20 protein-coding genes and 1 pseudogene are annotated in these 26,169 nt (G+C 62.7%); 9 read left to right on the top strand and 12 right to left on the bottom strand.

The features are described from left to right. Window positions 1–35: 35 nt before the first annotated feature. The 5 genes from JOD78_RS12460 to JOD78_RS12440 form a co-directional block, all read right to left on the bottom strand. Complete coding sequence (locus JOD78_RS12460) at window positions 36–2,420, bottom strand: TonB-dependent receptor (protein ID WP_209567873.1); 2,385 nt, start codon at window positions 2,418–2,420, stop codon at window positions 36–38. Between the two features lie 106 nt (window positions 2,421–2,526). Then, the gene (locus tag JOD78_RS12455; RefSeq protein ID WP_209567875.1) at window positions 2,527–3,510 is read right to left on the bottom strand and encodes a FecR domain-containing protein; all 984 of its coding nucleotides are present in this window, start codon (window positions 3,508–3,510) and stop codon (window positions 2,527–2,529) included. Continuing rightward, on the bottom strand, window positions 3,500–4,012 hold the full coding sequence (locus tag JOD78_RS12450) for a sigma-70 family RNA polymerase sigma factor (protein WP_034331954.1): 513 nt from the start codon (window positions 4,010–4,012) through the stop codon (window positions 3,500–3,502). The genes JOD78_RS12455 and JOD78_RS12450 overlap by 11 nt, the downstream gene beginning before the upstream one ends. A 170-nt stretch (window positions 4,013–4,182) precedes the next feature. Then, a complete protein-coding gene (locus JOD78_RS12445; protein WP_121044503.1) occupies window positions 4,183–5,328 on the bottom strand; it encodes a branched-chain amino acid ABC transporter substrate-binding protein in 1,146 nt (381 codons plus the stop codon). Between the two features lie 627 nt (window positions 5,329–5,955). Then, window positions 5,956–8,067, bottom strand: coding sequence for a TonB-dependent siderophore receptor (locus tag JOD78_RS12440; protein WP_209567877.1), 2,112 nt, complete (start codon window positions 8,065–8,067; stop codon window positions 5,956–5,958). A 385-nt stretch (window positions 8,068–8,452) separates the two neighbouring features. On the opposite strand from JOD78_RS12440, the gene groES reads away from it, so the two are divergent. Both groES and groL read left to right on the top strand, forming a co-directional pair. Next, the gene (gene groES / locus JOD78_RS12435) at window positions 8,453–8,743 is read left to right on the top strand and encodes a co-chaperone GroES (protein WP_008115200.1); all 291 of its coding nucleotides are present in this window, start codon (window positions 8,453–8,455) and stop codon (window positions 8,741–8,743) included. A 143-nt stretch (window positions 8,744–8,886) separates the two neighbouring features. Further along, window positions 8,887–10,527, top strand: a complete 1,641-nt coding sequence (groL, locus tag JOD78_RS12430; protein ID WP_209567879.1) for a chaperonin GroEL — start codon at window positions 8,887–8,889, stop codon at window positions 10,525–10,527. Window positions 10,528–10,780: 253 nt separating this feature from the next. Here groL and JOD78_RS12425 read toward each other — a convergent pair whose 3' ends face one another. The 3 genes from JOD78_RS12425 to JOD78_RS12415 all read right to left on the bottom strand — a co-directional run bounded on the left by JOD78_RS12425 (window position 10,781) and on the right by JOD78_RS12415 (window position 12,713). Continuing rightward, a complete protein-coding gene (locus JOD78_RS12425; protein ID WP_204724929.1) occupies window positions 10,781–11,989 on the bottom strand; it encodes a porin in 1,209 nt (402 codons plus the stop codon). A 227-nt stretch (window positions 11,990–12,216) separates the two neighbouring features. Then, complete coding sequence (locus tag JOD78_RS12420) at window positions 12,217–12,474, bottom strand: type II toxin-antitoxin system YoeB family toxin (protein WP_121044516.1); 258 nt, start codon at window positions 12,472–12,474, stop codon at window positions 12,217–12,219. Further along, window positions 12,471–12,713, bottom strand: coding sequence for a type II toxin-antitoxin system Phd/YefM family antitoxin (locus tag JOD78_RS12415; protein WP_034333913.1), 243 nt, complete (start codon window positions 12,711–12,713; stop codon window positions 12,471–12,473). The genes JOD78_RS12420 and JOD78_RS12415 overlap by 4 nt, the downstream gene beginning before the upstream one ends. 420 nt (window positions 12,714–13,133) lie before the next feature. Here JOD78_RS12415 and JOD78_RS12410 point away from each other — a divergent pair, with 420 nt between their 5' ends. The 3 genes from JOD78_RS12410 to JOD78_RS12400 all read left to right on the top strand — a co-directional run bounded on the left by JOD78_RS12410 (window position 13,134) and on the right by JOD78_RS12400 (window position 15,675). Then, window positions 13,134–14,171, top strand: coding sequence for a methionine ABC transporter ATP-binding protein (locus JOD78_RS12410; RefSeq protein WP_204724928.1), 1,038 nt, complete (start codon window positions 13,134–13,136; stop codon window positions 14,169–14,171). Further along, on the top strand, window positions 14,161–14,814 hold the full coding sequence (locus JOD78_RS12405) for a methionine ABC transporter permease (protein WP_209567880.1): 654 nt from the start codon (window positions 14,161–14,163) through the stop codon (window positions 14,812–14,814). Before JOD78_RS12410 ends, JOD78_RS12405 begins: the two co-directional genes overlap by 11 nt. 63 nt (window positions 14,815–14,877) lie before the next feature. Further along, a complete protein-coding gene (locus tag JOD78_RS12400) occupies window positions 14,878–15,675 on the top strand; it encodes a MetQ/NlpA family ABC transporter substrate-binding protein (RefSeq protein ID WP_121044522.1) in 798 nt (265 codons plus the stop codon). Between the two features lie 153 nt (window positions 15,676–15,828). On the opposite strand, the gene ylqF is transcribed toward JOD78_RS12400, so the two are convergent. Together ylqF and JOD78_RS12390 are read right to left on the bottom strand one after the other, a co-directional pair. Next, on the bottom strand, window positions 15,829–16,785 hold the full coding sequence (gene ylqF / locus JOD78_RS12395) for a ribosome biogenesis GTPase YlqF (RefSeq protein WP_083859647.1): 957 nt from the start codon (window positions 16,783–16,785) through the stop codon (window positions 15,829–15,831). A gap of 140 nt (window positions 16,786–16,925) precedes the next feature. Beyond that, the gene (locus JOD78_RS12390; RefSeq protein ID WP_245202098.1) at window positions 16,926–18,356 is read right to left on the bottom strand and encodes an MFS transporter; all 1,431 of its coding nucleotides are present in this window, start codon (window positions 18,354–18,356) and stop codon (window positions 16,926–16,928) included. 190 nt (window positions 18,357–18,546) lie between these two features. Between JOD78_RS12390 and JOD78_RS12385 the strand changes: the two are divergent. After that, window positions 18,547–19,454 (top strand): annotated as a pseudogene (locus JOD78_RS12385) (LysR family transcriptional regulator). A 115-nt stretch (window positions 19,455–19,569) separates the two neighbouring features. Here the strand turns inward: JOD78_RS12385 and JOD78_RS12380 are convergent. Beyond that, window positions 19,570–20,511: a histone deacetylase family protein gene (locus JOD78_RS12380; RefSeq protein WP_034333926.1), complete on the bottom strand. Its 942-nt coding sequence runs from the start codon at window positions 20,509–20,511 to the stop codon at window positions 19,570–19,572. A 215-nt stretch (window positions 20,512–20,726) separates the two neighbouring features. On the opposite strand from JOD78_RS12380, the gene mltB reads away from it, so the two are divergent. The 3 genes from mltB (at window position 20,727) to JOD78_RS12365 (ending at window position 25,356) form a co-directional block, all read left to right on the top strand. Further along, window positions 20,727–21,890, top strand: a complete 1,164-nt coding sequence (mltB, locus tag JOD78_RS12375) for a lytic murein transglycosylase B (RefSeq protein WP_209567882.1) — start codon at window positions 20,727–20,729, stop codon at window positions 21,888–21,890. A 99-nt stretch (window positions 21,891–21,989) separates the two neighbouring features. After that, window positions 21,990–24,161, top strand: coding sequence for a TonB-dependent siderophore receptor (locus JOD78_RS12370; protein WP_209567884.1), 2,172 nt, complete (start codon window positions 21,990–21,992; stop codon window positions 24,159–24,161). A gap of 22 nt (window positions 24,162–24,183) precedes the next feature. Further along, window positions 24,184–25,356: a phosphotransferase gene (locus JOD78_RS12365; protein WP_209567885.1), complete on the top strand. Its 1,173-nt coding sequence runs from the start codon at window positions 24,184–24,186 to the stop codon at window positions 25,354–25,356. Between the two features lie 125 nt (window positions 25,357–25,481). Here JOD78_RS12365 and JOD78_RS12360 read toward each other — a convergent pair whose 3' ends face one another. Next, window positions 25,482–26,024 carry a YaeQ family protein gene (locus JOD78_RS12360; RefSeq protein ID WP_034333929.1) on the bottom strand — a complete coding sequence of 181 codons (543 nt, stop codon included), beginning with the start codon at window positions 26,022–26,024 and terminating at the stop codon, window positions 25,482–25,484. Between the last annotated feature and the right edge of the window lie 145 nt (window positions 26,025–26,169).

Here is a 26,169-nt window from a genome sequence, read left to right as displayed (position 1 = left end):
GCTCTTATCGCCTTACAACACGATTTATGATCGAATCAAAAATCAACCTGCGCCGACAGCACCAGTGTCCGACCCGATGACGTGCCCACATAACCGTTCTGCATCAGCCAGTAATTCTTGTCGAACAGGTTCTCGATGTTGGCACGATAGGTCACGACCTGCCCTGCCGCCCGGGTGATGTAGCGCGCACCGATATCGACACGGGTCCAGCCCGGCACCTTGAGCTTGTTCTCGTTGCTGTACCACATCGAACCTGTGCGGGTGACACGCGTATTCAAGGCCAGGCCCTGCAGCCACGGCGCATCCCAATCCAGTCCGAGGTTGAAGTTGCTGTTGGGGATCGCGCCGACATCCTTGCCGTCATTGGTGCCATTGTCGGTGTGGTACTGCTTGGCATTGAAGAAGGTGCCGCTGGCATTGAAACGCAGGCCGCGCTGCAGTTCGCCATAGGCCGCCAGTTCCAGTCCGCGCACGCGATTGCGGCCATCCTGGGTGGTGGTGCTCACGCCATTGACCAGCGTGGTGCTGGCATTGGCCTGCTCGATCTGAAATACGGCCGCCGTGGTCGTGATACGGCCCCAGTCAATCTTGGCACCCGTCTCCACCTGCTTGGACTTGTAGGGCGGGAAGAGCTGGTTGGGATTGCCGTCGCTGGCCGAAGTGAACCCACCGGCGCTCAGGGCCGCCGTGTAGTTGGCATACAGCGAAACGTTCTGCACCGGCTTGACAACCACGCCCAGCACCGGCGAGATGGCGGTCTTGTTGGAGGTCTGCGTGGCATCCACCAGGCTGTGCGAATACACCTGCTGGCGACGCAAGCCGGCGGTGATGCGCAGGCGGTCATCGGCCAGCGACAGAGTATCGGTCAGCGCCACGCTGGTCAGGCGGATCTGGCTTTGCGGCGTGGGTTCGCCACGTGCGCCGCTGACCGCGGGCAAGGCGACCGGACGATACAGATTGGAGGTGACGCTGCTGCTCTCGGAGAGGTAGAAGTAATCGGTCTGCTGATCCAGCATGTTCACGCCCAGCATCACGGTGTGCTTGATGCCGCCGGTGTTGAAGCGCGCACGCATGCCGACGTCGGCCGAAGTGGAAACGACCTTCTGGTCGTAGTAACCGTTGTAGAGCGCCGCCGTATCACCGGCCGCATTGAGGATGGTGGCGCTGGGCCAGCTCTGGGAAGACGTGGCCTCGTGATAACCGACGGCACCGTAGGCGGTCAGGTGGTCGTTGATGTCGTATTCCAGGCGGGTGGCGACGGCCTTGTCATCCGATTGCAGGGTGGTGCCGGGATAGAGGTTGGTCTTACCCGAGGGCGCTTCCGGCATCACCAGGCTGCTGATGCTGAATTGCGGACGGAAGTTGCGGGTATCTTCGTGCTGGGTGTAGGCGTCCAGGCTCCAGCGCACGCGGCCGCCGTTGTAGTCGAGTCCGACCGAGCCCATGTTCTGCTGCTGGTTGCTGCCGGACAGGCCGGTGTTGCCATCGGCATAGAGCGCGTTCACGCGGATGCCCCACTCCTGCTGCTCACCGAAGCGGCGGCCGAGGTCGGCCTTCAATCCGAACTGCGAATTGGAAAGATAGGTGGCCGTAACGCTGGAGATCGGATCTTCGTGCGCACGCTTGGGAATCAGGTTGACCGCCCCGCCCACGCCGCCGGCCGGGCCCATGCCATACATCAGCGTGCCCGGTCCCTTGAGCACTTCGATGCGCTCGACCATGGAGATGGGCATGCGCGTGAGCGGCACCATCCCATACAAGCCATTGAAGGCCACGTCATTGGCCGACATGGTGAAGCCGCGAATCTGGTAGCTGTCGCCGAAACCGCCATTGCCATTGGTGTTGCGCACCGAGGCATCGTTGGCGATGACGTCGCCGATGGCGCGCGCCTGTACATCCTCGATGCCTTGCGAGGTGTAGTTGGTGGTGCTGAAGGGCGTGTCCATCACGCTGGCCGTACCCAGCACGCCGAGACTGCCGCCGCGCGCGACCAGTCCACCCGCGTAGGGCGCGGTGGGGTCGGCACTTTCGGTGATCGTGACGGTGGGCAGAACGGCATTGGCATTGCTGCCGGTGGTGGCCGTCGGTGCAGCCACCGTGTAGCCGCCGTCTGCGTTGCGGATCGCTTGCAGCGGGGTGCCGTTGAGCAGCGCGGCAAACCCTTCCGCTACCGTATAGCGGCCGGAAAGACCCGCGCTCTGGCGGTCGCGCGTGATGGCCGGATCGAAGGAGAGCAGCACGCCCGCACGGCGGGCGAAGCTGTTGAGGCTTTGGTCGAGAGGACCAGCGGGGATGTCGTAGGCCTGGCGCTGGGCATCGGTGGCCTGCGCCTGCACACCTGCCACGGGGCTGGCGAAGGCGGCCAGGATGGCCAGTCGGGACAGGGTCGGACGCGAGGGGAAGCGGGTTCGGATGGTCATGGATGTCGTTCGATGGTGAGCTTCAGAGGGCTTGCTATCTGGTAAACCGAACGAGATCCAAAAACCTGCAGAGAAATTTTAAAAATGTTTTATATCCATGCCGGCCTCAGGTGGCGGTCCGTGGCCGCAAGGTGATCCAGTAATCCGTGAAGGTATCCACCCGCACCGGCAAGGTCCGCGCAATCGCGGCCAGGATGCGTGCCGGCTGGTCGAGCGGAAACACGCCCGAGATGGGCAATCCGGCCACCGCCGGATCGCAGCGCAGCTTGCCGGGGAGATAGCGATCCAGCTCGGCCACCAGTTGGCCCAGCGGCATGCGGTCGGCCACGATGACACCATCGGTCCAGGCGATGGCCTGTTCATTGGCGGCAAAGAGGCGGCCGACAAGCCCTTGCGCATCGAACAGCCCTTGACGCCCCGCATCCACGCGCACAGGTGCATTCTCATTTTGCGAATGGAATTCCACCGCGCCCTCATAAACGGCAAGGCGCATGCCCTCCTCCGCATCGCGCAGCTGGAAGCGGGTGCCCAGTGCGCGCGCCTGCCCCAGCCGTGTCTGCACGAGGAAGGGACGATAGGAAGGGCGCTCTTCATGTCCCGTGGTGATGAGCACTTCGCCGCGATGCAGGCGGATCAGGCGCTGCCGCTCATCGAAACTGACGTCCACGGCAGTGGCGCTGTTGAGTTGCAGCAGGGTGCCATCGGCGAGCGTGATCCGGCGCCGCTCTCCGGTGCGGGTGGTGTAGCCGGCCATCCAGGCCTGCCACGGTGTCCATCGTGCTGCGCTGGCCGCCAGCAGCCCCGCGCCGGTCGCCACGCACAAGGTCTTGAGCGCAAAGCGGCGGTTGTTGCGCGTGCGGGCTTCGCTGGCACCGATGCTGCCGTGGGCCAGCGCGCGCGGCAGCGTGGCGACGCGCTCGCTGAGCGATTGCAGCCGCTGCCAGGCCAGCTCGTGCTGCGGCTGTTCGGCGCGCCAGCGGCGGCAGGCTTCGTGCTCATGATCGGTGGCGTTGCCCGATTGCAGCCGCACCATCCAGTCGATGGCGGCCATGACGATGTCGTCATTGGGGGCCGTGCGCTCAGAGCCCATATTGCAGCCGGTAGCAGGCGGTGAAGGCGCGCTTCATGTATTGCTGCACCGAACTCAGCGACACCTCCAGCCGCACCGCGATCTCGGCATAGGCCAGGCCATCGAGCTGCGACAGCAGGAAGGCGCTGCGCACCTTGGGCGGCAAGCCGGCCAGCATGGCGTCGACTTCGTTGAGGGTTTCCAGCACCAGCAGCTGCGCTTCGGGCGATGGCAGGTGCTCGGGCGGCATCTGCGCCAGCATTTCCAGGAAGGCGGCCTCCAGCGCGCAGCGACGGAAATGGTCGATCATCAGGCCGCGCGCGATGGTGGCCAGCAGGGTGCGCACTTCATCGACGATGAAATCGCGGCGCGAGACCATCATCCGCACGAAGGTATCCTGCGCCAGGTCGGCCGCCAGCTCGGCATTGTCGGTACGGCGGCGCAGCCAGCCCAGCAGCCACCGGTGATGCCCGGTGTATATGCCAGCGATGTCGTGAGGACGGGAAGGAGCGAGGTCGGCCATGACCGCAAGATGTAATGAGAACGTGTCTCATTATAATCTGTAAATGCGGTGGCGGGTCGCCCCGGTTTTTGGTCGATATGAAAGAAAAAGCCCCGGCACGAAGGCCGGGGCTTGTCATTGCTGCTCCCGCCGGAACCGTGACGGTCCCGGAGGTGAAGCTTGATGCAAAATTACTTGACCACGCTCAGCAGGGTACGCTTGCCGCCCTTGTAGGTGTACAGGGTCAGGGTACCGTTCAGGATGTCGCCCTTGGCGTCGAAGGCGATTTCACCGGTGACGCCCTTGTGCTTGATCTTGGCCAGGACCGGCAGGTAGACCTTGGGGTCGGACGAGCCGGCCTGCTTCATGGCGTCAGCCAGGGTCATCAGCGCATCGTAGGTGTACGGTGCGTAGATCACGACGTCCTGGTTGAACTTCTTCTTGTAGGCAGCCTTGAAGTCTTCCAGCGGCTTCTTGCCTGCTTCGGTCACGCCACCGGCTTCGGCACAGACCACTTCGCTGTCCTTCAGGCCAGCACCGGCCAGGCTCGGCAGTTCGGTGGTGCAGATACCGTCACCGCCCATGAACTTGGCAGACACGCCCAGCTGATCCATCTGGCGCAGCATCGGGCCGGCCACGGCATCCATGCCGCCGAAGAAGACCAGGTCCGGCTTCTTGGACTTGACCGAGGTCAGGATGGCGTTGAAGTCGGTAGCCTTGTCGGTGGTGTACTGGGTAGCCACGATGGTGGCACCGGCAGCCAGGGCGCTCTTGCGGAATTCTTCGGCCACGCCTTGACCGTAGGCAGTGCGGTCGTCGATGACGGCCACGTTCTTGCCCTTCAGTTCATTGACGGCATAGCGGCCCAGGACGCCACCGAGCTGGCCATCGTTGGCCACCACGCGGAAGGCGGTGTTGAAGCCTTGCTGGGTGTACTTGGGGTTGGTCGCCGACGGCGAGATTTGCGGGATGCCGGCGTCGAAGTAGATCTTGGAAGCCGGGATGGTGGTGCCGGAGTTCATGTGGCCGACCACGCCCTTGACCTTGGCATCGACCAGGGCCTGGGCCACGGTGGTGGCTTGCTTCGGATCGGAAGCGTCATCCTGGGGGACCAGCTGGAAGGTGACCTTCTTGCCGCCGATCTCGAAGCCCTTGGCGTTGAGTTCGTCCACGGCCATGCGGGCACCGTTTTCATTGTCCTTGCCGATGTGCGCGTTGGGACCGGTCAGAGGAGCGACGTGACCGATCTTGATGACTTCTTGTGCCTGCGCTGCCCCTGCGAACGAGAACGCTGCCACCAGTGCCGTAGCGACAGGAATCATTTTGATTTTTTGCATGAATTGCTCCTATTACTTCCAATGAAAGATTGAAAACGCAGTTCGTTGTGCCATTTGTTATGTGCGCTGACCGATTCTGACCACCGTGTGGACGGCAACCTGATCGGAAAGCACCGCAGCGCCTCCCAGTCGCTGACCGGTTCTTGCTTGCGGACTCTGCTACTGCAAAAACCGAGCCATGCCTTGCAGCATCGCCACTCGGGCGCTTTCCCCAGGGGCATCCCCGGATAAAAAGGGACGGAGCCACAGCAGGCAAGCGGCCCGGCCGCAGCGCCAGGCCAGGCGGGGCAGTTCCTCCATTACACCGCCCCGCCGGGCAGAATACACCGTAATGGTGCGGCTGGGAGAGCGAGTTCCGTGCCAACGCGGCGCTTCATTCATATCGCACGTTTTATGCACTTTTTTGAATCGGGATGCGAAGGAGTGCACCAATTAGGGTGGGGAAATAGCAGAAAGCTGCACTTGTAACGAGGCTGGATTGGGGTGCCAGCCTCATTCCCGGGGATCAATTCTCGTATTGCGGGAATTATTCTTCATTTGACCCCGGATCCGGGACCCTGCTTGCGGAAGGGCCAGATGAACGATGGCCGCGGTGGCCTGTGCGCGATTTCATTCATCCCGGCACGGTCAGAATGTGTAACGTCCTTGGACATACAAGGTCCGCGGCGCACCGACCAGCTTTCCCAGATTGCCATCCACGGTACGGGTGAAGTAGCGCCGGTCCAGCAGGTTGTTGACGCCCGCGGTGAGGTCGAATCCCTTCTTGCCCGGCACCTTCCAGCTCGCCTGCGCATTCCAGAGACGCACGCCCGGGATTTCTCCGATGCTGCCGTCGGCGCTTTCGGCGACGGTGTTGGCTTCATCGGCAAACTGTCGGCCCTGGTGCGTGGTCGACAGGTTGAGCGTCCAGGGACCGGTTTGCATGCGCACCCCGAGCGTATCGGTCGTGCGTGCATAGAACGGCAAGTCCTTGCCTGGATTGCTGCCTGACTTCTGCAGGGCGCGGGTGTAGGTGTAGTTGGCGAAGACCGACCAGCCTTTCAGGGGGCTGTCCGGAGCGAAGGCATAGTCCATCGCCAGTTCGACGCCATCATGCTGGGTGCGGCCGATGTTGCGGAAGACGTTGGGCGTCGTTCCCTGCACCGACACGATCTGGTTGTCAAAATTGATGTGGAACACCGTGGCTTCGGCGGAGGCCTGTGCGCTCTTCCAGCGCATGCCGCCTTCCATCGTCCGGGCCAGTTCGGGCGACAGCGGATTGGCGGAAGACATGGTGTTGAGTTGCGAATTCTGCACCACGCCGAAGGAGGTGTTGTAGTTGCTGAACAGGGTCAATTGCTCCGTGAGCAGATACGCCAGGTTGATCGAGGGCAGCAGCTTGTCGTTGGCCACTTCATAAGGATCCTTCTTGCCCATTTCGTAGCGGCTTGACCGCACCTGTTCGAAACGCAGGCCCGGCGTGATGCGCCATCTGCCGAATGCAATCTTGTCGTCGATGCAGCCGGCATGGGCATCGGTACTGTTCTGGAACTGGGTGAATCCGCTCAGCGCGCCGGTGCGGACCGCTTCGTTGTAGATGTTGTCATTCCCGCGCTCGCGGATGGTGCGGTAACCCACGGTGACATCGTGCGTAGTGCCGCCCCAGGCGAATCGCTGCGTGTAGCGGGGTTCGATGCCCAGCGTTTCATAGTTGCGCGGCTGATGCGAGAGGCGCACGCCGGTCACGTTGATCAAGCTGCTCTGGCGGGTCGCCTGGTTGAAGTAGGTCCGGATCTCCAGCTCCTGATGATCCGACAGCGTATTGAGGTAGCCCACGTCGAAGCCTTTGCGGGTACCGCTCCAGTTGTCGCGCTGGCGGGTGTTCTGGAACGGGTCGGCGGCGTACTGCGCGGTGGTGAGGCCGCCCGGCGTGCGGCTCAGCACGTCGTAGTAATTGAACTTGGCGTGGAGTTCGGAACGCGGGGAAATTTCGTAGCGTATCTTCAGCGCAAAATCGTTGAGATGTTCATCGCTCTTGTCGCGCCATCCGCTGCCGTCCTGGCCCGAGTACAGGAAGGCCATGCCCAGGCCATTGTCGCTCTGGCCGCCGGCAAAGGCGGTGTACTGCGCATTGCCACCACCCTTGCCGTAGCTGTTGTAGCGCACCGAGGCATCACCCGAAATGCCCTCGCTGGCGGGAATGGAGCGCGTCTTGAAATTGATGATGCCGCCCACGTTCTGCGGGCCGAAGCGCACCGCGCCGCCGCCACGGATGACGTCGATCGATTCGATGTTGTTCAGGCTCAGGGGCGCAAACGAAAGCTGGGGCTGGCCATAGGGCGCCACCGACAAGGGGATGCCATCCAGCAGGACGGTGGAGCGCGGCGAAAAGCGTCCGGTCAGACCGCGCACGCCGATGTTCAAGGCGATCGCGCTGCCGGAGCTACCGGCGCTGTCGCTGGACTGCACGCCGGGAATGCGGCGCATCACCTCGCCGATGCTGACGGCGCCGGTGCTGTCGATCTCCTGCTTCTTGACCACGGTGCGGGCACCGGGATAGGTCTTCACGCTGCTCTCGAAGCCAGTGCCGAGCCAATCGCTGCTGACCTGGATCGGTTCCAGCCCCGCCGGCCCGTCGGGCGCCGCGGACTGCTGCGCCATGCCGGCCAGCGGGAAGCCGAGCATCACGAGCGAGGCAAGGGTTGAAGTGGCGATACGCAGATCGCGTGCATGGTTGAATGGGGCCTGATTGTTCTTCATTGCATTTCGGTCCAATAAAAATACTGGCGAACCTCCGCCGTTCATTTCTTATAAAAAAAGGCTCTTCCGGACTGATCCGAAAGAGCCGCAATAATAATGATTCGCATTCTATTTTTTACATATTCAGAGCCATGCCTGCATTTCTCTTAACTGACCTCGAATTTTTTTGAGTGCCGCTGCGCAGACCAGGCGCGCAAACACGGCAATTGACGCCTTGAAAATTCCCCAACCCATCCCTATACTTAGCACTCGTCACGGCAGAGTGCTAACAGCGCCGCCGGGCGCAATCCCCTTTTTCATGCGGTGACGTCTGCTGCATTTGGAAGAAAACCGTTGCAGGCATCGCCGCAATCAATGCTAACTTATTGAAAATTAAGGAGTTCTCATGAATCTTCGCCCTTTGCACGATCGCGTTATCGTCAAGCGCCTCGACCAGGAAACCAAGACTGCTTCCGGTATCGTTCTGCCTGACGCAGCGACCGAAAAGCCGGACCAAGGCGAAGTCCTGGCCGTCGGCAACGGCAAGATCCTGGAAGATGGCAAGGTCCGCCAACTGGCCGTGAAGGTCGGCGACCGCGTTCTGTTCGGCAAGTACTCCGGCCAGGCCGTGAAGATCGATGGCCAGGAACTGCTGGTCATGCGCGAAGAAGACCTGTTCGCCGTCGTCGAGAAGTAATTCGGCATCCGGCCTTCCTTTTCCTTCTATATAGATAGAGAAAACGTGAAGGCCATCGGCAACAAGACAGCAGCCGGTGCTCCCTGAATCTTCAGGCCCGAGCCCGGCGACATGAACTGAACCGAATTTCTGGAGAATCCAACATGGCAGCAAAGCAAGTTATTTTCGGCGATGAAGCACGCGCCAAGGTCGTCAACGGCGTCAACATCCTGGCCAACGCAGTCAAGGTCACCCTGGGTCCCAAGGGCCGCAACGTCGTGCTGGAGCGCAGCTTCGGCGCCCCGACCGTGACCAAGGACGGCGTTTCCGTCGCCAAGGAAATCGAACTGAAGGACAAGCTGGAAAACATGGGTGCCCAGCTGGTCAAGGAAGTCGCTTCCAAGACCTCCGACAACGCCGGTGACGGTACCACCACCGCCACCGTGCTGGCTCAAGCCATCGTGCGCGAAGGCTTCAAGTACGTCGCCGCCGGCTTCAACCCGACCGACCTGAAGCGCGGTATCGACAAGGCTGTCACCGCCATCGTCGGTGAAGTGAAGAACCTGGCCAAGCCCACCACCACCTCCAAGGAAATCGCTCAAGTCGGCTCGATCTCGGCCAACTCCGACGCGGACATCGGCGACATCATCGCCAAGGCCATGGAAAAGGTCGGCAAGGAAGGCGTCATCACCGTGGAAGACGGCAAGTCGCTGGAAAACGAACTGGACATCGTCGAAGGTATGCAATTCGACCGTGGCTACCTGTCGCCGTACTTCATCAACAACCAAGAGAAGCAGATCGTCGCTCTGGACAATCCCTTCATCCTGCTGTTCGACAAGAAGATCTCCAACATCCGTGACCTGCTGCCGGTGCTGGAACAAGTCGCCAAGGCTGGCCGTCCGCTGCTGATCGTGGCTGAAGACGTCGAAGGCGAAGCCCTGGCTACCCTGGTGGTCAACAACATCCGTGGCATCCTGAAGACCGCTGCCGTCAAGGCTCCTGGTTTCGGCGACCGCCGCAAGGCCATGCTGGAAGACATCGCCATCCTGACCGGCGGCCAAGTGATCGCCGAAGAAGTCGGCCTGACCCTGGAGAAGGCTACCCTGGCTGAACTGGGCCAAGCCAAGCGCGTTGAAATCGGCAAGGAAAACACCACCATCATCGACGGCAACGGCGAAGCCGCTGGCATCGAAGCTCGCGTGGCAATGATCCGCACCCAGATCGGCGAAGCGACCTCCGACTACGACCGTGAAAAGCTGCAAGAGCGCGTGGCCAAGCTGGCCGGCGGTGTTGCACTGATCAAGGTTGGCGCTGCCACCGAAGTCGAAATGAAGGAAAAGAAGGCCCGCGTCGAAGACGCCCTGCACGCTACCCGCGCTGCTGTTGAAGAAGGCGTCGTGCCTGGCGGTGGCGTGGCCCTGCTGCGCGCTCGCGCCAACGTCAAGGACTTGAAGGGCGACAACGCCGATCAGGAAGCCGGTATCAAGATCGTGCTGCGCGCCATCGAAGAGCCGCTGCGCCAGATCGTCTTCAACGCCGGCGACGAGCCGTCGGTGGTGGTGAACAAGGTGCTGGAAGGTTCGGGCAACTTCGGCTACAACGCCTCCAACGGCACCTACGGTGACCTGGTGGAACTGGGCGTGCTGGATCCGGCCAAGGTGACCCGTTCGGCCCTGCAAAACGCTGCCTCCGTGGCCAGCCTGATCCTGACCACCGACGCCCTGGTGGCCGAAGTGACCGAGGACAAGCCGGCCGGCCTGCCTGGCGGCATGGGTGGTATGGGCGGCATGGACGGCATGATGTAATTGGCCTTCCGGCTGCAGGCCATGCATCGCATGGCCTGTGCTGCAAGCAAAAAACCCGCATCAGCGATGATGCGGGTTTTTTGTTGGGCGGCGATCGGAGCGGATCCGGAGTGCAAGGCCTCCTCTCCGAGCTGGCGCAGCTGAGTTGACCGAGCATCGACCTCACAAAGGTTTCTGCATAAAAAAAGACCCGCATCCTTGCAGATGCGGGCCAAAACATCGGGCTCCCACGAGCCCGATGCAGTGCCAGAACTTAGAAGGTGTGGCTCAGGCCGGCGTTGATGCCGGTCTGACTGCGATCACTACCCGGTACGCGGTCGCTGGCCAGGCCAACGCTGTACATGTCCGACGTACGCAGGTTGCGGATGACGGCATAGGTAGAAGTGCGCTTGGACAGGTCATACTTGGCACCCAGGTTGATCTGCACCATGCGGCCATCGCTGGTGCGGACAAACTTGGCACGGGTGTATTGCAGGCTGCTGATCAAAGACAGCGACGGCGAGATCCGATAGTTCACGCCCAGGTCCAGCGTCTGGCTCGACTCGTTGTTGGCACCGCCGATGGTGTAGTCGCCCTTCTCGACAGCGTCGTAGCGCTCGATCTTCTTGTTCGGGTCGGTCCAGGCGGCAAAGCTGTCGAACTTCGGATCGAAGCTGCGACGCGCTGCCGTCAGCGGCAGCTTCACGCGCGAATACGAACCATACACACGCGCCGGGCCGAACTGATAGGCAGCAGCCAGGGTCCAGGTCTTCAGGCAGGTATCGCCGTACTTGCCGCCACCGTTGCAGGCTGCCGCGCCGTTGACATCGCTGGCGGACTTGCCGCCCATCTTGCTCTGGAAGTAGCCCAGACCGATGTTCAGCGGACCGTTGGCATAGGTACCGCCCAGGCCGAAGGACTGACCGGCACCGGTATTGCCGGCTTGCTCACCGAAGCCATAGATGACGCTACCGGTGAAACCGTTGAAGTTCGGGGTGTTGTAGCGGATGGAGTTGTTGACGCGCTCGCCGTTGGTACGATCCAGGTTCAGCGAATGAACACGGCTGACCACGCCACCGAAGTCGCCCGGGGAGGTAATGCTGCCCACGTCATCCAACACATCCTTCTGGCGACCGGCCAGCACCGTACCGAAGTTGCCCGACAGGCCCACGGTCGCCTGACGCCCCCACAGCACGCCCTTCTGACCGGCGTCGCCGGTATCGACACTGAAACCGTTCTCGATGGTGAACAGCGCCTTGATACCGCCGCCCAGGTCTTCCACGCCCTTGACGCCCAGGCGCGAACCCTTCATCAGGCCGGAATCGAGCGCCATCTGGCCGCCCGTATCCTTGCCGCCGGTGGAGATCTTGTTGGTGTAGGACAGGCTGGCGTCGACCGCACCGTAGATGGTCACGCTGCTCTGCGCGTGCGCCGCGCCGCCGAAGGCAGCCAGCACGGCCAGGGCCAGGATGGACTTTTTCATAGAGTACTCCGTAGTGGTTTGATTGCTGTTGATTGGAGGGTGGACATCACCTTGCGACGAGGGCACCACCCAGGCTTCCGAAAGAAACATCAAGAAGTCACGGCAAATCTAAACCGACTTTTATTCCTCAAATGAATTATTCCTTGAATTGATAGGCTTTATAAGACTTTTCTGTAGCTTTATAGCAACCCATGTCACACATAGAGGTCAGCGCATTTTGTTGTCCATCAGTAATGAAACCGGCACTGATGAATCACCAGCCTGCCCGCCACCAACTCAATGACGAGCCGGTGTTCACCCTGCACGCGTACCGCGTAAAGTCCGGGCAAGCGCAGGGGCAAGGCCACCCGGCGGGCCGATGGAATGCAAGCTCCTTCACTTAGTCGTCGCATCAAATGAAGTAATTGACGTGCAACCCGGCGGTCATGGCGACGCCACCAGGCCAGGTCCTCGCGCGCCAGCGGGGTCATCCAGAGCGGGGTCAAGGCTGCTCCTTCAGCGGCAGCAGTTCGGCGCGCAGCTGCAACAGGCTGCACAGCAGGCGTTCGGCATTGAGATCGTTGCCCAGCAGGTGCAGGGCTTCCTGCACTCCGCGCCAGACCGGTTCGCGCACCAGCACCAGGTTGTCGGCACCCGCTCGGGTGAGGATGACTTCATCGATATCGGCCAGCTCCAGCAGCGCGTCGAGGCGCTCGGCCAGGTCAGTGACAGGAAAGGCATACATGGGGAGGATTCCGGGGCTGGATCCGGCGCGCTGCAGCACGCCGGACAAAAAATTCAGGAAGATAAGCCCTGGCACCGTCACGGACGGCATTCAGTGAAAAAATGAGGTGAACGACAAAACTTATTCGACACCTTTCTCGCTCAACATCGAGTCAAGGTCGTCTCCCGGGACCGGGCCCACTGTGCAAATCGCCCCGCAAAGCCGCTCTGCACGCGGGTTCCCGCCGCATGCTAAGACGCGCCGGTTATATGCATAGGCGAAAATTTATTTTCCCTATATAACCTTGCCGCCTTAAAATAGCGCCTTCTTATAAAAATATTGATGGCAGTGGAGACCTGAGGTCCTGACCCGCCCGCAGCGTCCCACGATGCCGCGCTGGCGTCGGCACCCGGGGGCCCGCTGCCATTCTTCTTTTCCATCATGATCGAAATACAAGCTGTCACCCAGCGGTTCGGCAATGTCGAAGCGGTGCGCAATGTCGATTTGTCGATCCGCAAGGGCGAGATCTTCGGCATCATCGGCCGCAGCGGCGCGGGCAAGAGCACCCTGGTGCGCACCCTGAACCTGCTGAATCGTCCCACTTCCGGGCGCATCGTCCTCGATGGCCAGGACCTGACCTCGCTATCGTCCTCCCAGCTGCGCGAAGCGCGCCGTGGCATCGGCATGATCTTCCAGCACTTCAACCTGCTCTCCTCGCGCAGCGTCTACGACAACATCGCGCTGCCGCTGGAACTGGCCGGCAAGAGCAAGTCGGAGATCGCCGCCAAGGTCGAACCCTTGCTGGAGCTGGTGGGCCTGACCGCCCTGCGCGATCGCTATCCGGCACAGATCTCCGGCGGCCAGAAGCAGCGCGTGGGCATTGCCCGCGCCCTGGCCAACGATCCCAAGGTCCTGCTCTCGGACGAAGCCACCTCGGCGCTGGACCCGGAAACCACCCGCTCCATCCTCGAACTGCTGCGCAAGATCAACAAGGAGCTGGGCCTGACCATCGTGCTGATCACGCACCAGATGGAAGTCATCAAGCAGATCTGCGACCGCGTGGCCGTGATGGAAGCCGGCCAGGTGATCGAACAGGGCGAAGTGCTGGAGGTGTTCCGCCAGCCGCGCCATGAAGTCACCCGCGCGCTGATCGGCGACGTCATCGCCCACGAGCTGCCCAAGGGCGTGCTGGCCCGCCTGCGCGAGCGCCTGGCGCGTGCCGACGTCGGCCAGGGCACCGACCACCTGTTCCGCTTCGCCTTCACCGGCAACGATGTGGACCAGCCGCACCTGTCGGAAGCGGTGCGCCGCTTCAACCTGAATTTCAACATCCTGCACGGCCAGATCGACGAGATCCAGGGCCAGGCATTCGGTTCGCTGGCGATCCTCGCCAACGGTACCCAGGACAACATCAACCAGGCCATGCAATACCTGCGCGAGCAGGGCGTGGTCGTCGAGGAGCTCAACCATGTCATCTGAACTGATCGATCTGTTCGTCAGCTCCTTCGGCGAGACGCTGATGATGGTGGTGATCTCGGGCGTGGTCGGCTCACTGCTCGGCATTCCGCTCGGCATCGCCCTGCACATCACCGAATCCAAGGGCGTGCTGCCCAACGTCGCCTTCAACCGCATCGCCGGCCTGCTGGTCAATGCGGTGCGCTCGACGCCCTTCATCATCCTGCTGGTGGCGGTGATCCCGATGACGCGCTTCTTCGTGGGCACCTCCATCGGCACGGCCGCTGCCATCGTGCCGCTGACCATTGCCGCCGGGCCCTTCATTGCGCGCCTGGTCGAGACCGCCCTGCGCGAAGTCGATCACGGCCTGGTGGAAGCGGCGCAAGCCATGGGTGCGACCACCTGGCAAATCATTTACAAGGTCTTGGTGCCTGAAGCATTTGCTGGTATCGTCGCCGGTCTCACGATCACCTTCGTCAGCCTGGTCGGTTATTCGGCCATGGCCGGTGCCATCGGTGGCGGCGGCCTGGGCGACCTGGGCATCCGCTACGGCTACCAGCGCTTCCTGCCGGAAGTGATGCTGGCCGTGGTGCTGATCCTGATCGTGTTCGTCCAGCTGGTGCAATCCCTGGGAGACCTGCTGGTCCGCAAGCTCAGCCACCGCTGAGCGCATTCACTACAAAAAAACGGCAGCTATCCGCTGCCCACCTCAAAGCTCGAAAGGAAAGTCATGAAGCGTCGTCAGTTGATTCAATTCATCGCAGGCCTGGGCCTGGCCGCCGGCCTGGCCTGTGCTCCCGCCATGGCCGAAGACCAGATCAAGATGGGCGTGACCGCCGGTCCGCACGCCGAGATCATGGAACAGGTCAAGAAGCTGCTGGAAAAAGACGGCGTGCAGATGAAGGTCATCGAATTCACCGACTACATCCAGCCCAACGCCGCGCTGGCCGCCGGCGACCTGGACGCCAACTCCTACCAGCACCAGCCCTACCTGGATGCGCAGATCAAGGACCGTGGCTACAAGTTCGTGAGCGTGGGCAGCACCATCACCTTCCCGATGGGCGTGTACTCCAAGAAGATCAAGTCGCTCAACGACCTGAAACAAGGTGCACGCGTGGGCGTGCCCAACGATCCGACCAACGGCGGCCGCGCCCTGCTGGTGCTGCAAGCCAAGGGCGTGATCAAGCTGAAAGCCGATGCCGGCCTGAAGGCAACCCCGCTGGACATCGTGGAAAACCCCAAGAAGATCAAGATCGTCGAACTGGACGCCGCCCAGCTGCCGCGTTCGCTGGATGACTTCGATGCTGCCGTCATCAACGGCAACTACGCCGAATCGGCCGGCCTGTCGCCGACCAAGGATGCGATTGCCGTGGAAGCCTCCACCGGTCCCTACGCCAACGTCATCGCCGTGCGTATCGCCGACAAGGACAAGCCTTGGGTCGCCAAGCTGGTCAAGGCTTACCACAGCCCGGAAGTGAAGAAGTTCGTGCTGGAAAAGTACAAGGGTTCCGTGATCACCTCCTGGTAATCCGCAACGCCTGACTTGCCTGCATCAACGAAAAGGCCAGCTCATCGAGCTGGCCTTTTTCATTGGGCGGGAATTTTTCGCTTGCCGGTAATCCCTCAAAAACTTAGTTTTTGACCTCCGGTTTCTAAGTTTTCCGGAAAGCAAAACTTAGATTCAACGCCCCCGGTGATCCGGAGCGTCTCGCCAGTCGTAGTCCTCGTCGTCTTCCTCGTCATCCTCGGCCTGCAGGGCATCGGGATTGTCGGTGGACTGATAGGTCGCCAGCAGTTCGGCACGCGATTGCGGCGTTTCCAGCGAGATGCGGCCCAGTGCGCCGCTGCGGTAATCCTGCAGGAAGGTGTGCGCGGCCTTCTCGAAATCGTACTCGCCGCCCTTGAGACGGAAGCCGCGCTTGGCTGCCACGCCCTCCACCACCGCCACGCCATCCATGCCTTCGGTATTGAAGCCATAGCGCGCCTTGAGCAACTGCGGATAGCGCTGCAGCAGCAGGTCGGCCAGGAAGGTCGCCACTTCCTCTTCGATCAGCGCATTGCTGCCCACCGCATGGCTGGCCGCCAGCATCAGGCCATCGCTGGGATGCTCGATCTTGGGCCAGAGCATGCCGGGGGTATCGGTGAGCACCATGTTGTTGCCCAGATAGAGACGCTGCTGGGTCTTGGTCACGGCCGGTTCATCACCGACGGCGGCCACGCGCTTTTTCAGCAGCGCATTCATCAGGGTCGACTTGCCCACGTTGGGGATGCCCATGATCATCATGCGCAGCGGTTTCAGGGCAGTGCCGCGATGCGGTGCCACCTGAATCGCCAGCTTGGGCACGCGCGCCACATCGGACGGCTTCTTGCAGGACAGGGCCACGGCCGTGACGCCCTTCTGGCTGTTGTAGTAGTCGATCCAGGCTTGGGTGGCCACCGGATCGGCCATGTCGGTCTTGTTCAGGATCTTCAGGCAAGGACGCTGGCGGGCATTGCGCAGCTGCTCGATCATGGGATTGCAGCTGGCCTGCGGCAGGCGGGCATCGACCACTTCGATGACCATATCGACTTTTTCCATGCTCTCCGCGGCCTTGCGGCGGGCGGAGTTCATGTGACCGGGGAACCATTGGATGGACATGCGGAGCTTCTTTCTGATGCGTATTTCGTTGAAGGCGCTATTTTACGGCCCTGCCCCGCCAATCCCTAACAAATCCCCAAGAAAACGGCCTGCCGCGCACAAGTCGGGGCAGGCCGTTGGACGGGGAACAACACCCGCGCTCACGCGCGGCGCGTCACCCATTGCTCCTTGACAACACCCACGAAGCGCCACACCAGCCACAGGGCGACGCCATAAGCCAGCGCCATCACGCCGAACGCCAGCGGATTGCGCAGGCTCCAGCCCGCCACGCTGTGCAGGATCGCGCCCATCAGGGCCACGCCGACCAGGGCACCGATCTGGCGATTGGCATTGAGCGCCGCCGCCGCACTGTTGGCGTGGGCCTTGCCGGCCACCTGCATGACCACCGTGGTCATGGAAGGAATGGCGGTACTGATGCCCAGGTTGGCCGCCGCGCACACCAGGGCCAGCAGCCAGTACGGCGTCTCGGGACGGAAACTCATGGCCACGGCGGTAAAGACGGTCCCCACCGACAGGCCCAGCAGCAGCGGCACGCGCGGCCCCCAGTGCGCGGCCATGCGGCCTGACATCAGGTTGCCGAAGAAGACCACGGCCATCATCGGTACCAGTTGCAGCCCGGTCTGCAGGGCATCCGCGCCGCGTCCCTGCTGCAGGAACAGCGCCAGGTAGAACAGGTTGCCATAGACGCCGAAGTTGATGAGAAAGCCAATGCCATTGGCCGCCGCAAACTGCGGCGTGGCAAACAGCGCCTTGGGCAACAGCGGCGCAATGCCGCGCAGTTCATGGCGCACCAGCGCCACGGCGGCCAGCACCGCCACTGCCAGCGCCGCCAGGATGCGCGGAGAAGCCCAGCCATACACCGGCCCCTGGATCAGCACGAAGGAAATCCCGGCCAGCATCACCACCCCGGCCAGGTGGCTGAACAGATGCAGCGCACGGGCGTGTCCGGCAACTTGGGGAATGAGCTTGCGCGCCATCAGCAAACCCAGAAGACCGACCGGCACGTTGATGAGGAACACGCTGCGCCAGCCCAGCCAGTGGATCAGCACCCCGCCCAGCAGCGGTCCGGCAGCAGCGGCCAGGCCGACGGTGGCCGACCAGACGCCCAGCATGCGGGCACGCACGCGGTCATCCTCATACACGTGCGTGAGCAGGCTCAGCGAACTGGGCATGAAGAAGGCCGCGCCCAAACCCTGCAGCAGGCGTGCCGCGATCAGGAAGGGCCCGTTGGGTGCAGCCCCGCACAGCAGCGAGGCCACTACGAACAGGAACAGCCCGGTCAGATAAAGGCGCCGCGCACCGAAGCGGTCGGCCAGCGCGCCGCCCACCAGCAGCATGGCGGCGAAGGTCAGCGTATAGCCATCGACGATCCACACCAGCATCGACAAGGGCGCATCCAGGCTGGTGGAGATATTGGACAGCCCGACGTTGACCACCGTCACATCCAGCATGGCCATGACGAAACCGATGGCCAAGGCCACCAGCGGCAGCATGCCGGCATGCGGGGCTGCATCGGCAAGGGGAGGGGCCAGCACCGAGGCTGGCGCACGAGGGCATTGTGTGGAAGACATGGCAACAGGACTTTCTGCACGCAGGGTGCGAGGGAGAACCGCAATCCCGCGACCGGAGAAGACCGGGGCGGGTTGAATGGGGCAGATTCTAGGCTTGGGCAGTGATGCAATAAAGAGGTATAAAATCAGCGCGCTGATGCAAATTTGCATCACGACCTCTCTGACTCCTTTCTTGCAGCAAAGGCACATCATGGATTGGGACAACGCCCGCATCTTCCTGGCCATCTATCGCGTAGGCACCTTGCGCGGGGCCGCCGAACATCTGGAGATCGACCAGGCCACCGCAGGCCGCCGCCTGGCCGCACTGGAAAGCTCGCTGGGTGCGCGCCTGTTCCTGGCACGCCCAGTGGCTATGTGCCGACCCCGGCGGGCGAGATGGCGGCAGCTGCCGCTACGCAGATGGAGCAAGGCGCGGAACAGCTGCAACGCCAGATGCAGGGCATGGATGAACGCCTGTGCGGCGTGGTACGGCTGGCGGCCACCGACATCACGGCGCGCCATTTTCTGTTACCGGCCTTGCACCGGCTGCGCCAGGAACATCCGAAAATCCGCGTGGTGCTCTCGACCTCCACCCAGATCACCAACCTCACCAAGCGCGAGGCCGACATCGCCGTGCGCACCGTGCGCCCGGATGCGCCGGACCTGATCGCGCGCCATCTCAAGCGGCTGCATAAGGGCATGTATGCCTCAAAAGCCTATGTGAAAAAGCGCGGACTGCCCGACCCCGGCACCGGCCTGAAGGGACATGACGTGGTGATCTATCCGCGCAGCGTCTCGCCCAGCAAGTCCGAGCAGATCTGCGGCGAATCCATCGCCCACGCCAACGTGGCCATGGAAGTGAGTACCGGGCTGGTCATGGTCGACAGCCTGCAGGCGGGTTTCGGCATCGGCGAACTGCCCACGCATGTGGGCGACAAGGCCAGCGGCCTGGTGCGCATCTGGCCGCAGCGGGCCGTGCCTTACGACATGTGGCTGGTACTGCACAGCGACCTGAACCGCACGGCACGGGTGCGGGCGGTGGCCGATGCGATCATTGCGGCCTATGAGGCCCATAAGACCCATGAGGCCCATGAGGCAAATGCGCCTGCAGAGGTTTGAGGAAGCATGCAGCGGGCGGCGGACAAACTGCCCCCTGTGCATAAAAACAAGGCGCGACAAAAACCTTAGTTTTTATCGCGCCATTACTTAAAAACGCCTGTGGAAAACCTAACTCTCATTCCAGGTCGGCCAGCACCTTCAGGTGAGCCACCACACTGCGCCCCAGCGCAGAGAGGTTGTAGCCGCCCTCCAGGCAACTGACGATGCGGCCCTTGGCGTACTGGTCGGCGATCTTCATGATCTGCCGCGTCATCCAGGCGTAATCGGCTTCCACCAGGCCCATCTGGCCCATGTCATCCTCGCGGTGGGCATCGAAACCGGCCGAGATGAAGATCATCTGCGGCTGGTGCGCATGCAGCGCCGGCAGCCATTTCTCGGTCACCAGCTGGCGCACCGCACTGCCATCGGAATAGGCCGGCACCGGCACGTTGACGATGTGCGATTCGGTCGGCCCGTCACCCGAGAAGGGATAGAAGGGATGCTGGAAGAAACTCACCATCAGCACCCGCGGATCATGGGCAAAGATGTCTTCGGTGCCATTGCCGTGATGCACGTCGAAATCGATCACCGCCACCCGTTCCAGCCCGTGCACGTCGATGGCATGGCGCGCCGCCACCGCCACGTTGTTGAACAGGCAGAAGCCCATGGCCTTGGCGGGCGTGGCGTGATGGCCCGGCGGACGCACCGCGCAGAAGGCATTGTCCAGTTCGCCGGCCAGCACCGCATCGGTTGCGGCCACCGCCGCGCCGGCCGCGCGCAGGGCGGCTTTCCAGCTGTGCTTGTTGAGCAGGGTGTCGCCATCGACGGAGTGATACGACTGCCCCGACAGGCTCAGGGCATGGCTGTGCTCGCGCACGTAATCGACGGCGGCGGCAGTATGCACGCGCTCCAGTTCGGCCGGATCGGCCAGCGGGGCTTCGCGGCGGTCGAGGAACTGATCGATGCGGCTCAGGATCAGTTGGTCTTCGATCGCCTCGAGACGAGCGGGCGTCTCAGGGTGCCAGTCACCCATTTCATGGCGCTGGCAATCGGCGTGCGTATAGATGGCGGTAGTCATTCTTGCTCTTGTTGCAATCTCGTTGCGATCTTGTTGCGATGATATTGCCACCCGGCAAACACCAGGCTGGCCGGGTTGTCTCCTCGGACTAGTGTACATTGGCTGTCGCCTATCGTGGTCAAAGCCGCGTCGGCATCATGCACCAGCGCAGGGCGCGGCGGCCGATGCGGTATACTTGCACGCTTGTCTGGCCTCCCCTGCTGCTCATCCTGCTCATGCCCATCTCCCTGCCTCGCCTGACCGCCCTCGCCTCCACCCTGCTGATCTCCACACTGTGTGCCTTGCCGATGACCGTGCAGGCGCAGGACGGCAAGCCTGTGGAAAAGAAAACCCAGAAAAAGGCGGTGGACAACAAAGACAAGAAGGCAACCGAGAAGAAAGCCAAGCCGCAGGCCAAGAAGAAAGTGGCCGCTGATGACCAGGGCGAGTTCGTCAACTTCAACGAGTGGAAGGACGTCGCCCGCTTCATGGACGAGATGGCCGAACGCAACCAGTTCCAGCGCAGTGATCTCAACGCCCTCTTCGCCCGGACCCGCTACGTGGACAGCGCCATCCAGCTCATCAAGCCGGCCCCCAGCACCAAGCCCAAGAACTGGGCGGCCTACCGCGCGCGCTTCGTGGAACCGGTGCGCATCAATGCCGGTGTCGATTTCTGGAACACCTATGGCGTCGCGCTGGCCCGCGCCGAGGCGCAATACGGCGTGCCCATGGACATCATCGTCGGCATCATCGGCGTGGAAACCGTCTACGGCCGCAACACCGGCAACTTCCGCGTGATGGATGTGCTGACCACGCTGGCCTTCGACTACCCCAACACCCCCAACCGTGACGCGCGCATGGCCTTCTTCCGGGGCGAACTGGAAAACACCCTGCTGCTGGCGCGCGAGGCCGGCATCGATCCGATGTCCTTGCGCGGTTCCTATGCCGGGGCCATCGGCTGGCCGCAGTTCATGCCGGGCAGCATCCGCGAATACGCGGTGGACTTCGATGGCGATGGCAAGATCGACCTGCGCAATTCGCCGGTGGACGCCATTGGCAGCGTGGCCCACTACCTGGCCGTGCACGGCTGGCAGCGCGGCGAACCGGTGGCCTTCCCGGTCACGGTCTCGAATGACAACCGCCAGTGGGAAGCCATGCTCAACCAGGGCCTGGAAGCCAAGTACACCGTCGAGGAACTGCAAGCGGCCGGCATCTCCACGTCCGCCCTGCCGGCCGGCCTGCGCTATGGCCTGGTCGACCTGCAGAACGGCACCGGCCCGACCGAGTACTGGGTGGCCACCAACAACTTCTACGCCATCACGGAGTACAATCGCAGCTACTTCTATGCGATGTCGGTGGCCGATCTTGGCCGTGCGGTCGCGGCGGCACGCAACCGCTGACCTGCCGTCTCGCCCACCCGGATTCACCCTTGATGGCACTGTTGATGAGGGAGCGCGCACTGCGTGCTCCTGCTCCTTTCTTTCCACGATAGAACCACGATGAAACGCATTGCACCCCTGGCCTCCACGCTCATGCTGACGCTGGCCGGCACCTCGCTCGGCCTGCCGGCCATCGCCCGTGCGGCCGACGCCGCCGACGACAAGGGCGAGTCCCTGCCCACGGTCAACGTCACCGCCAGCGGTACCGGCCGCGACGCCGGCCGCGTGCGCTCGGCGGGCGTGGCCGGTTTCGACGATGCGCCGCTGATCGATACGCCGGCCTCGGTGGCGGTGGTCACTGCCGCGCAGATGCAGGACCAGCAATCGCGCCTGCTCTCGGATGTGGTCAAGAACGATGCGTCCATCAACGAGAACTATGCGCCGGTCGGTTACTACGAAAACTTCAGCATCCGCGGCATCACGCTGGACCCGGCCAGCGCCTATCGCATCGATGGCCTCACCGTGGCCGGCGAACAGACCATCGCGCTGGAAAACAAGGAGCGCGTCGAATTCCTCAAGGGGGTGGCCGGCCTGCAGGCCGGTGTGAGCAGCGCGGGCGGCATCGTCAACTACGTGACCAAGCGTCCGGCCGATGTGCGTTCGATCACGCTGGGGACCGACTCCTATGGATCGCGCTACCTGGCCACCGACCTGGGCACGCTCTTCGGTGAACAGAAACAGTTCGGCCTGCGCATCAATGCCGCGCATGAAGACATCCACTCCTACGTCAACAATGGCGATGGCTGGCGTGACTTCGCTTCGGTCTCGGCAAGCTGGGCGCTGTCGTCGAAGACGCTGGTGCAGTTCGATGCCGAATACCAGCAGAAGGCCCAGCACTCTGTGGCCGGGTACCAGCTGCTGGGCGGCACCACGCTGCCCTCGGGCGTCTCGCCCAGGACCATGCTGACGCCCCAATCGTGGGCGCAGCCGGTGCGTGACAGCTCGCTCAACTATCGCCTGCGCGTGGACACGGATTTCACTGCCAACTGGCATGGTTACGTGCAGGCGGGCCGCAGCCGGGCCGTCATCGATGATTACCTGGCCTTCCCTTATGGCAGCGGTGGCGGGGCATCCTCGACCTTTGCGGCCAATGGCGATTTCGATGTGTATGACTATCGCGTGCCCAATGACGAACGCCGCAATGATGAAGCGCAGGCGGTCATGATCGGCAAGTTCGCGACGGGCTGGCTCAAGCATGAGCTGACCATGGGCGTGGCCATGTCGCGCCGGGTGGTGGATAAATCGGATGGCATCAGCGTGCTGGTCGGCAGTGGCAACATATACAGCGGCACGCCGGCACTGGCGCCGGCCACCGATGTCCCCGGCCCGGCGTATCGCAATCTGGACAGCCGCCAGAAAGCCCTGTTCTTCAGCGACCGCCTGCAATTCTCCGAGCGCTGGCAAGCCATTGCCGGGGGCCGACAGGTGTGGCTCAACGAGCAGGCCTTCGCTTCGGACGGCAGCGTCACCCGTGCGACTTCGCGCAACCTGTTCCTGCCGCAACTGGCGCTGATCTTCAAGCCGATGCAGAACGTCTCGCTCTACGGCAGCTATGCCGAGACGCTGACGCTGGGCACGTCTGCCCCCTTCTGGGTCAGCAACTTCCCGACCACGCTGCCGCCCTCCGTGGCACGTCAACTGGAAGCCGGCGTGAAATATGACGTCTCGCCGGACATGGCGCTGACCGCTGCCGTATTCCGCATTCGCAAGGCCTACGAGTACCAGCAACCGGACAACAGCAGCAGCGGCTTCACCTATGTCCAGCAAGGCCAGCAAACCAACACCGGCCTCGAACTCGGTGCCAGCGGCAAGCTCACCCCGCGCCTGGCCGTCGGTGCCAGCGTGACGGCCACCCGCGCGCGCGCCAGCGATACCGGCACTGCTGCCTACGATGGCCAGCAAGTGGTCAACGTACCGCGCCTGCGCAGCAGCGTCCATGCCGACTATGCCCTGCCGGGCGTGGAAGGCGTGAACCTGATGGGCAGCTGGCTCTACAGCGCCAGCAAGCCCGCTACCCGCGACGGTAGCGTGAGCCTGCCGGCGGTGCATGTGTTCAATGCCGGCCTGCGCTACAAGCTGCGCATCAGCGGCCACACCGCCACCTTGCGCGCCAACCTCGACAACGTCTTCGACAAGCGTTACTGGAAGGATGCCGGCCAGTACCTGGGCGACGGCTACGTGCACCTCGGCGCGCCGCGTACCGCGCGGCTGTCGCTGCAATATGATTTCTGATCTGCCGCCCTGCTGAGTCACCATGGACGCCGCTTCCCATCATCTCACCCGCGTCATCAGCCACGGCATGGGCGTGGAGCCGGTCATCTCCGACTGGCCCGCGCTGACCTCGGCCGAGGTGGCGCGCGTGCTGCGCCACTATCCCGACGTGGGCCAGCCGCTGCGACTGGAGTGGCACAGCCCGCGCCCGTTCTCGGCGGCCTGCGTGATGCAGACCGAGAGCGGCCCCATCATCGTCAAGCGCCATCATGCGCGCGTGCGCGATGTGGCGGCGCTGGCCGAAGAACATCGCTTCGTCGCCCACCTGCAGGCGCGCGGGCTGCCGGTCAGCAGCGCGCTGGCCACCCGTGAGGGCGCGACGGCACTGGCCGATGAGTACTGGACCTATGAGGTCTTCCCGCTGGCGCCGGGGGTCGACCTGTATCGCGAGGCGATGTCGTGGACGCCCTTCACCAGTTGCACCCATGCCCGCTCAGCGGGACAGATGCTGGGCCGCCTGCACCTGGCCTCGGCAGGTTACGATGCGCCGGCACGTCCGGCGCGCCCGCTGGTGTCGAGCTTCACCATCTTCTCGCAGGAAGATCCGGTCCGTCCGCTGCAGCATTACATCGAGCAGCGCCCGGCCATTGCCGACTATCTGGAAAACCGTCCGTGGCGCGGCGAAGTGGCACAGCACCTGCTGCCCTGGCACGCCGCGCTCAAGCCCTATCTGGATGAATTCGTCCCGCTGTGGACGCACAATGACTGGCACGCCTCCAACCTGCTGTGGAGCGATGCCACGCACGAAGCACAGGTGCAGACCGTGCTCGATTTCGGATTGTGTGACCGCACCTGCGCCTTGCACGACCTGGCCACGGCGATCGAGCGCAACATCGTCGAGTGGCTGGCCATTCCGCAGCGTGCCGTGCAGCTGGTGCATCTGGATCTGCTGGATGCGATGCTCGATGGCTATGCCGCCACCTTACCCCTGACGGCACGCCAGATGCGCGCCCTGGCGGCATTGCTGCCGCTGGTGCATGCCGAGTTCGCACTGGCCGAGCTGGATTATTTCCACGGCGTCACGCAGTCGCCGCAGAATGCCTCGCTGGCTTATGACACCTACTTCCTCGGCCATGCCGACTGGTTCCATTCCGAAGAAGGGCAGCGACTGCTGGGGCATCTGGAACAACGCGCGCAGGCGCTGGAAAAAAACTAAGTTTTTGCTTGCTGCAGATTAAAAAAACGCGTCCGGAAAACTAAGTTTTCGGACGCGTTTTTTTCTGCCGAGACTGCCGTGCTACTTGCTGACCCGTTGCATCAGGCAAGGTATCAGGCAAGGTATCAGGCAAAGTCCTTCACCGTTTCCGGCTCGATCAACACCATGTTCTCATTGGCACCGAGCCAGATTTGTCCATCCTGGATCGTGCATTGCAGCTGCATGGTGCGCTGGGCCAGCGCCGCCAGGGCCTGGCTGGCTTCGGCCGGGATATTGATGACCTTGAGGTTCTTGGCGCGGTCGACGCGGCTGCCGGTCTGGCCCCACCAGATGTGCGAGGTGCTGCTGTAGCTGTAGACCAGCACCTTGTCGGCACGGCCACAGGCCTTGAGGATGGCGCGGTCGTCCGGCTGGCCGACTTCCACCCACACTTCGATGGCGCCGGTCAGGTCCTTCTGCCACAGGTCCGGCTCGTCGGTATCGGACAAGCCCTTGCCGAAGGCCAGCGCCTCGCTGGCATTGAGGGCGAAGGCCAGCACGCGGATCATCATGCGCTCGTCGGTCTCGGAGGGATGGCGGGCGATGGTCAGTGCGTGCTGCTGGTAATAGTGCCGATCCATATCGGAAATCTGCAGGTCGGCCTTGAAGATGGTGGATTTGAGCGCCATGGGAATCTGTTCGTGCAAGGGAAAGGCGGCCCGGCGTGGCGGGCTGCCGTCAAAGGTTGGCAAGCATAGCCGATCTGGCGCCGCTGTGGGCGTTTGTGATGGGACAGATCAAGCCGGTGGCCTGTCACCGTGGCTGCCCCCGCCA

Source organism: Herbaspirillum sp. 1130 (assembly GCF_017833835.1).
Lineage (GTDB): Bacteria > Pseudomonadota > Gammaproteobacteria > Burkholderiales > Burkholderiaceae_D > Herbaspirillum > Herbaspirillum huttiense.
Note: the sequence above shows the minus strand (reverse complement) of the source record. Positions and strands in the feature narration are given on the sequence as shown.